Source organism: Sphingosinicella sp., from assembly GCF_052388015.1.
GTDB lineage: Bacteria > Pseudomonadota > Alphaproteobacteria > Sphingomonadales > Sphingomonadaceae > Allosphingosinicella.
Map to the genome: position 1 here is coordinate 1 of NZ_JBQTIN010000034.1, position 7,769 is coordinate 7,769.

Consider the following 7,769-nt stretch of genomic DNA (forward strand, 5'->3'; position numbering starts at 1 on the left):
AGGCGCACAGCCTCGTCAAGCTGGCCTATGAGCATGACGTGCCGATCTTCTGCCCGGCCTTCGTCGACAGCTCGGCCGGCTTCGGCCTGGTCAAGCATCAGGTCGACGCGATGAAGGCGGGCCGGCCGCACATGGTGCTCGACGCCATCGCCGATTTCCGCGAGCTGACCGACATCAAGATCCGCGCCGGCACCACCGGCCTCTTGATGATCGGCGGCGGCGTGCCGAAGAATTTCGCCCAGGACACCGTCGTCTGCGCCGAGATCCTCGGCCATGACGATGTCGAGGTGCACAAATATGCGGTCCAGATCACCGTCGCCGACGTCCGCGACGGCGCCTGCTCGTCGTCGACCCTCCAGGAGGCGGCGAGCTGGGGCAAGGTCAGCACCGCGCTCGAGCAGATGGTCTATGCCGAGGCGACCTCGGTGCTGCCGCTGCTGGCCTCGGATGCCTATCATCGCGGCCATTGGAAGACCCGCGCGAAGCGCGCCTTCGGCAAGATGTTCGACTGATTCTCCCCTCCCGCTTGCGGGAGGGGATCAAGGGCAATGCACCGGTCGCTTGCCCCGATCGGCCCCACCCCCTAACCCCCTCCCGCAAGCGGGAGGGGGAATCGTCGCCATGAACGCCGCCATCATCGCGCCGGTCGTCGCGCTCGTCGCCTGGACTTTGCTCATGCAGATCTGGCTCTATGCGGTGCGCTTTCCGGCGATGCGGCGCGCGGGCCTCTCGATGAAGGGCCGCGTCGGCAGCAAGACTGGGTCGCTGGACGGTGTGGTCGAGGACCATGTCCAGTGGAAGGCGCACAATTACAATCATCTGCTGGAGCAGCCGACGCTCTTCTACGCGATCGCGCTATCGCTCGCGCTTCTCGGCGGCGGCAACATCTGGATCAACGTCTGGCTCGCCTGGGCCTATGTCGCCTTCCGCATCCTGCACAGCCTCATCCAGGCGACGGTCAACGTCGTGAAATGGCGCTTCCTCGCCTTCATCGCCGCCTCGCTCTGCCTGCTCGGCCTCACCGTGCACGCCGCGGCGCGCATCCTGCACGGCTAAGAGCGATTTCGAGCCGGATGCGCAGCATTCGGCGGCTCGGAAATAGCGGCCGCAATCGCGGCCGCAAAGGATTCAGATCGGCTCGACCTCGACCGCCAGCGGCCCCTTGCGGCCGACCGCGATCCGCGCCCGGAGCGGCTGGTCCGGCGCCAGGTCGCTCAGCCCGCCCCGGCGCACCGTCTCCATGTGGACGAAGATATCCTCGTCTTCATTCTCCTCGCGGACCACGAAGCCGTAGCCGCGCAGCCGGTTGAACCACTTCACCCGCACCGGCTCATAGGGCCCGGCTTCGTCGGCCAGCGAGGCCGGATCGATCCGGTCCCCCGCCGCCTGCGACCGCCCCGCCTCGGGCTGCACCGCCTGGCTGAGGTCGATGGCGAGCACCTTGCGCGCCTGCAGCCCCCGCTCCTGCTCGACGACAAGGCATTCGACGACCGCGCCCTCGGGCAGGCTGCGCCGGTCATGCTCCCTCAGCACGCTGAAGTGGATCAATATGTCGCCATCCACCTCGTCGGAGACGATGAAGCCGAAACCGCGGGTGGCGTCGAACCATTTGACCGTGCCGACATGGCGGACCAGGGTTTCGTCCGCCCCCACGCCGTCCTCACCGGGCGGCGGCCTGTGCTCGGGAACCATTTCCTGACGCGACATGACGCGCACTTTCCCACTGCGCCCTTAAGGCGGCAGCTTAACATGGATTTGAAGCTTGTGAACCGTTGCGTTCATGTATCGACCGGGTCGATCTCCTCGCCCGGGGCTGCGGCGGCGATTTTGCGCGCCAGATCAAGCGGATGGCCGGCGCGGAGCAAGGCCGCCAGCGCTTTTTCCCGGCCCGCGCGGTCGGGCGCCGCGGGGGCGAAGGGGCCGATCTTGCGTTTCCGGGCATAATGGAGCGCCGCCGCCAGCGCCTCGGCCTCCGCGGCGGCGCGCGGCGCGACCGAGTCGTCCGCACCGATTCCGGCCGCGTGCAGGTCCGCCGCGATCCGCCGCGCGCCCAGCCCACGACGGGTCAGCGTCGCGGCGCGCGCAGCGGCGAAGGCGCGATCGTCGACATAGCCGAGGCCCGCCATGCGCGCGACGATCGCCTCGATCGGAGGCGCGTCCGCCGCGCCGTCCCACCCCCGCTCCCGAGTCTTGCGCAGCAGATAGCGCGCCAGCTTCGCCCGGCTGGTCGCGTAGCGCTCGGCATAGCGCAAGGCGAGCCGCTCCAGCGACCCTTCCTCCAGCGGCGGCGCCTTGCGTCTCTCTCCTCGCCCCATCGCCATGTTTGTGCCACAGTGGAGCCGGAATATGAACGTGCTGCCCCGCTTGGAGGCGAAGCTGAAAGCGCGCGCCTTTGGCGCCCCTTAAAAGAGGTTCAGCCCGAGTGTCCCAGTCCGACGGCCAGACGATCGAGCGCCCCGAAGCGCCCCTCGCCGCCCTCCGGCCCACGCCGACCGACGACGATCTCCCGCGCCGCCGCGCCGATTTCGCGACGATGACGGAGGCGCTCGATTATGCCGCGCGCGGGCTCAAGGGGATGAACTTCCACAATCACCGCGCCGAGCTGGTCCGCGTCTATCCCTTCGCCGAGCTGCGCGCCGACGCGCAGGGCCATGCCCGCCGGCTGATCGGCCGTGGCGTCGCCCCGGGCGACCGGATCGCTTTGATCGCCGAGACCGGCCCCGATTTCGTCGCCCTCTTCTTCGGCGCCCTCTATGCCGGCGCCTGGCCGGTGCCGCTGCCGTTGCCGACCAGCTTCGGGGGCGCGCAATCCTATATCGACCAGCTCAAGGTGCAGCTGGAGAGCGCCGATCCCCGCGTTCTCTTCTACCCGGCCGAGCTCCAGATGGCGGCGACGGCGGCCGAGCAATTGGGCGTCGAGGCGCGCGACTGGCAGGGCTTCGTGGCGGAACCGGCGCCAGAGGCCTCGCTGCCGCGGCTGGCGGCGGACGACATCGCCTATCTCCAATATTCGAGCGGCTCGACCCGCTTCCCGCACGGCGTCGTCATCACCCACCGGGCGCTGATGGCGAACCTCGCCGCCCATGCCGATTCCATGCATATCGGCCAGGGCGACCGCGGCGTCTCCTGGCTTCCGTTCTACCACGACATGGGCCTGGTCGGCTGCATGCTCTCGATCGTCGCCAACCAAATGTCGGCCGACTATCTGAAGACCGAGGATTTCGCCCGCCGGCCGCTCGCCTGGCTCGATCTCGTCACCCGCAACACCGGCCATTCGATGAGCTATTCGCCGACCTTCGGCTACGAGATCTGCGCCCGGCGCGTCTCGAGCCAGATGAACGTCGCCGAGCGGTTCGATCTGTCGCGCTGGCGGGTGGCCGGCAACGGCGCCGACATGATCCGCCCCGACGTCATGCAGATGTTCGTCGACACCTTCGCCGAAGCCGGCTTCAACCCCGGCGCCTTCCTCCCCAGCTACGGCCTCGCCGAGGCGACCCTGGCGGTCACGGTCATGCCGCCTGGCGAGGGCATCGTCGTCGAGATGGTCGAGGAGACCCTGCTCGCCGGCGGCGACGCGGGCGAGCGCGACCGGCCGCAGCGTTATCGCGCGGTGGTCAATTGCGGCAGGCCGGTGCGCGGCATGGAGGTCGCGATCCGCGGCGACGACGACGCGCTGCTCGGCGAAAAGGAGATCGGCCGCATCTTCTGCCGCGGCAGCTCGGTGATGGTCGGCTATTTCCGCGACGAGGAGGCGACCGCCGCCTGCCTCGACGCCGATCATTGGCTGGACACCGGCGACATGGGCTACATGTCGGGCGGCTATCTCTACATCGTCGGCCGCGCCAAGGACATGATCATCATCAACGGCAAGAACCACTGGCCGCAGGACATCGAATGGGCGGTGGAGCAATTGCCGGGCTTCAAGTCGGGCGACATCGCCGCCTTCGCGATCACCACCCCGGGCGGCGAGGAGACGCCGGCGGTGCTGGTCCAGTGCCGCACGTCGGACGATGCCGAGCGCGGTCGCCTGCGCGACGAGATCCGCGACCGGGTGCGCGCGATCACCGGCATCAACTGCGTCGTCGAGCTCGTCCCGCCCCGCTCGCTCCCCCGCACCAGCTCCGGCAAGCTCAGCCGCGCGAAAGCGCGCAACCTCTATCTGACCGGCGAAATTCAGACCTACGCTATCGCGGCGTGAGCGCCCGATCCGGGGACAGGCTATTGCATGTCCCCGCCCAAGCACGCGTCGCGTCAACACCGCGGGGGACACGCTATCTGCGTGTCCCCGCCCACACACCCCGCCTCGGCCCCCTTTTCCCCGGCGCCAGCGTCCGCCCGGTCAATGCCTCCAGCCCCGCCAGCCACTCCGCCGACCCCACCGGCCGCCCGATCGTCTCGGCCTTCCTTAGCGCCGCATAGGCCTCAGCCTCGTCGAACGCCTCGGCCAGGAAGGCGGCGAAGTCCCCGACCCTGTCGAGCGCCGGCTTAACCCTGACGAGGGATCGTCCTTGCCGGTGAGATGCGCCGCCACGCTCGACCAGCGCCAGTCGGCGCAGCGCTCTACCAGCTTTGCCCGCACCGGATTGAAGCTCACATAACGCAGCGCGTTGACGAGATGCTCGTCATCCATCGCCGCCGATCCGAACCGGCCCTGCCAGAGATGTCCGGTCCGCCGCGCCCGGGCGTTGACATAGCCGGTGTAGCGCCGGTGCAAGTCGCCGAACGTCCGCCTTAGCCCGTCGGGATCGCTCGGCACGACGATCGCATGGACATGGTTGGCATCAGGCAATAGGCCCAGACCTCGCAATGCGCCCGTTCGGCGGCGTGGGCGAAGAGATCGAGATAGAGCGCGTAATCGGCCTCTTCAAAGAAGGTCCGCTGCCGTCCGTTGCCGCGCTGCGTGACATGATGCGGCAGGCCGGGGATGACGAGGCGGGCGAGACGGGCCATGACGCGTTCTCAAGGCAACCGGAGCAGTTGCAGCGGACTTCGAAGCGGGGACATGCTATTGCGTGTCCCCGCCGACGGCAACAGTTTGGGGGTTAAGTAAACTGTCACCGTAATCCCCCCGTAATCCCCCCGTAATCCACACCGTAATCCACCGTAATCCGGCGCATTTTCCTATACGCCCCCGATCATTCATGATGCCGGCCGGCGAGTCGCTTCGGCGGCTTTCCACCGGCTCCCTTCGACAGGCTCAGGACATGCTTTCGCCCCGTCCGTCGCCCCCCTTTCGCGCCCATGCCGCACGCCCCGGCCTCACGCCGGCGAAATGCCCTTTCGCCATGCCCATGGCCAGTGCGAACATTGGGACCATTCGCCGCCGCTTCGAGGCGGGGACACGCAATAGCATGTCCCCGCCACGCGCCCGCCCCGCCTGACCCCGGTGTCCATCCAGGTTAAGCTAACCCTTCCCTAACGCTTCATCCATTATGGCGCGTTTCGAAAGGCGCCATGACCGAACAGAGCTTGCCCAAGGTCGACTGGCGGGTCGTGTTCAACCGGGCTGTGCCGCCGGGCAGCCACGGCTGGGGCCGCGTGCGCGCCGCCCAACTGGTCGAGATGAGCCGGGCGATGGTGATCGCCGGCTGGGGCCAGACGATCAACGCGCTCATCGTCGTCTACATGCTCGCCGGCCGGGCGCCGCCGATGCAGATCGCCGGCTGGCTGGTCAGCCTCGCGCTGCTGATGCACTTCTTCGCCCGGGCGAAGGCCAAGCTCGCCAGCCGGCCGATCCATTCGCTGCCCAAGCAAACGATCAACAAGGCCGCCTATCACAGCGTCTTCTTCGCCGTCGTCTGGGGCTTTCCGGCGCGCTATTTCTTCGAGTTCGCCAATCATGGCCAGCAGCTCGCGCTCTGCGTGATCACCGCGACGATGATGGCCGGCGCCGCCTTCATCTTCTCGCCGATCCCGGCCGCGGCGGCCGCTTATGTGATCATCATGGGCGTCGCCGCGACCCGCATGCTGATGACCGCGGACAGCTGGGTGATCACCGCGATTGGCCCGCTCTACACCGGCGCGATGCTGATGATGGTGGTGATGAACGGCCGCGCCTTCATCCAGCGCAAGTGCCTCGATTTCGCGCTCGAGGAGCGCAGCGACACGGTCAGCCTGCTGCTGCGCGAATATGAAAGCTCGGACGCCGACTGGCTGTGGCAGACCAATGCCAGCCTCGGCTTCACCAGCGTCTCGCCGCGCTTCGCCCGCGCCATCGGCCGCGAGGTGGCGGAGCTGGAGGGCATGACGATCCTCGATCTGCTGCGCTCCGTGCCGCGGGCCGACCAGAGCGTGCGCCGCGCCCTCGCCGCCGCCGAGGCGGCGCTCGCCCGGCGCGATCCGGTGAGCGAGCTGGTCATCCCGTTCCCGGTTGGTGAGACGTCCAAATGCATCGAGCTTTCGGCCCGGCCGGCCGTTTCCAGACAGGGCCGGTTCACCGGCTATCACGGCGTTGGATCGGACGTGACCCAGGCGCGTCAGTCAGCCGACCGGATCGCCCATATGGCGCGCCACGACGCGCTGACCGGCCTCCCCAACCGGCTTGAGCTGCTCGACAATCTCGGCGCGGCGATGGCCGAGGCCAAGGCGCGGGGCGGGCAATGCGCGGTCCTGCTCATCGATCTCGACCGGTTCAAGACGATCAACGACAGCCTCGGCCATGTCGCCGGCGATCACCTGCTGCAGCAGGTCGCGCGCTCGTTCGAAACGGTGATTTCCGACGAGATGACCGCCGGCCGCCTGGGCGGCGACGAGTTCGCGATCGTCGTGCCGGGCGTGAAGGACCGCGGCGACGTGGAGCAGCTGTGCCTCGCCCTGGTCAGCGCGCTGCAGGGGCCGTTCCTCTATCGCGACCAGCGGCTCTTCGTCGGTGCCAGCATCGGCGTCGCGATCGGCCCCGGCGACGGCGAGAGCGTCGAGGAGCTGGTCCGCAACGCCGATCTTGCCCTCTATGGCGCCAAGACGGGCAGCGGCAACGACATCCGCTTCTTCGAAACCAGCCTCCATGTCCATGCCGAGGAGCGGCGGCGGATCGAGCTTGCGCTGCACGGCGCGGTCGATGCGGGCGAGTTCAGCCTCGCCTTCCAGCCGCTGGTCGACGCGCGCACGCTGGAGATCCAGAGCTTCGAGGCGCTGCTGCGTTGGAAGAACCCCGAGCTGGGCCAGGTGCCGCCCGACCGCTTCATCCCGATCGCCGAGGAGACCGGGCTGCTCGGCCGGATCGGCGAGTGGGTGTTGCGCGCCGCCTGCAAGGAGGCCGCCGGCTGGCCGGAGCATATCTCGATCGCGGTCAACGTGTCCCCGCGCCAGCTGCGCGACCCGGGCTTCATCGTGACCCTTGTCTCCTCCCTCACCCAGGCGGGCCTGCCGCCGGAGCGGCTCGAGCTCGAAGTGACCGAGACGATCTTCCTCGAGCTCACCCAGGAAACCCAGAAGATCCTCGACCAGATCCAGCAGCTCGGCGTGCGCCTCGCGATGGACGATTTCGGCACCGGCTATTCGTCGCTGGGCTATCTCAGGAAAGCCGAATTCGACACGCTGAAAATCGACCAGAGCTTCGTGCGCGCCATGTCCGCCAAGGATCCGGAGAGCCAGGCGATCGTCCGCGCCGTGGTCGCGCTCGCCGGGAGCCTGGGCCTCAAGACGGTGGCCGAGGGCGTGGCGACCGAGGAGCATCTGCGGCTGGTGCGCGAGCTCGGCTGCGACAAGATCCAGGGCTATATCTTCTCCAGGCCGGTCAGCGGCGCCGACGCCCGGGCGATGATCGCCAC

8 protein-coding genes are annotated in these 7,769 nt (G+C 68.3%); 4 read left to right on the forward strand and 4 right to left on the reverse strand.

Translation table 11 applies throughout. The features are described from left to right. Both ACT4N3_RS02825 and ACT4N3_RS02830 read left to right on the forward strand, forming a co-directional pair. Positions 1 to 512 (forward strand): deoxyhypusine synthase family protein (locus ACT4N3_RS02825; RefSeq protein ID WP_444853691.1); only part of this gene is annotated, 512 nt, incomplete at its 5' end. 109 nt (positions 513 to 621) lie between these two features. Then, positions 622 to 1,056, forward strand: a complete 435-nt coding sequence (locus ACT4N3_RS02830; protein ID WP_444853692.1) for an MAPEG family protein — start codon at positions 622 to 624, stop codon at positions 1,054 to 1,056. 72 nt (positions 1,057 to 1,128) lie between these two features. Here ACT4N3_RS02830 and ACT4N3_RS02835 read toward each other — a convergent pair whose 3' ends face one another. Together ACT4N3_RS02835 and ACT4N3_RS02840 are read right to left on the reverse strand one after the other, a co-directional pair. After that, complete coding sequence (locus tag ACT4N3_RS02835; RefSeq protein WP_444853693.1) at positions 1,129 to 1,707, reverse strand: cold-shock protein; 579 nt, start codon at positions 1,705 to 1,707, stop codon at positions 1,129 to 1,131. A gap of 71 nt (positions 1,708 to 1,778) precedes the next feature. After that, positions 1,779 to 2,321, reverse strand: a complete 543-nt coding sequence (locus ACT4N3_RS02840) for a RecX family transcriptional regulator (RefSeq protein ID WP_444853694.1) — start codon at positions 2,319 to 2,321, stop codon at positions 1,779 to 1,781. A 101-nt stretch (positions 2,322 to 2,422) separates the two neighbouring features. Here ACT4N3_RS02840 and ACT4N3_RS02845 point away from each other — a divergent pair, with 101 nt between their 5' ends. Then, the gene (locus ACT4N3_RS02845; RefSeq protein ID WP_444853695.1) at positions 2,423 to 4,198 is read left to right on the forward strand and encodes a fatty acyl-AMP ligase; all 1,776 of its coding nucleotides are present in this window, start codon (positions 2,423 to 2,425) and stop codon (positions 4,196 to 4,198) included. 207 nt (positions 4,199 to 4,405) lie between these two features. Here ACT4N3_RS02845 and ACT4N3_RS02850 read toward each other — a convergent pair whose 3' ends face one another. Both ACT4N3_RS02850 and ACT4N3_RS02855 read right to left on the reverse strand, forming a co-directional pair. Next, the gene (locus ACT4N3_RS02850; protein WP_444853696.1) at positions 4,406 to 4,756 is read right to left on the reverse strand and encodes a transposase; all 351 of its coding nucleotides are present in this window, start codon (positions 4,754 to 4,756) and stop codon (positions 4,406 to 4,408) included. Further along, positions 4,732 to 4,950 (reverse strand): transposase, encoded by a 219-nt coding sequence (locus ACT4N3_RS02855; protein ID WP_444853697.1) that lies wholly within the window; start codon positions 4,948 to 4,950, stop codon positions 4,732 to 4,734. Before ACT4N3_RS02855 ends, ACT4N3_RS02850 begins: the two co-directional genes overlap by 25 nt. 504 nt (positions 4,951 to 5,454) lie before the next feature. Between ACT4N3_RS02855 and ACT4N3_RS02860 the strand changes: the two genes are divergently transcribed. Further along, positions 5,455 to 7,769, forward strand: a 2,315-nt coding sequence (locus tag ACT4N3_RS02860; protein WP_444853698.1) for a putative bifunctional diguanylate cyclase/phosphodiesterase, incomplete at its 3' end; no start/stop codon positions are given.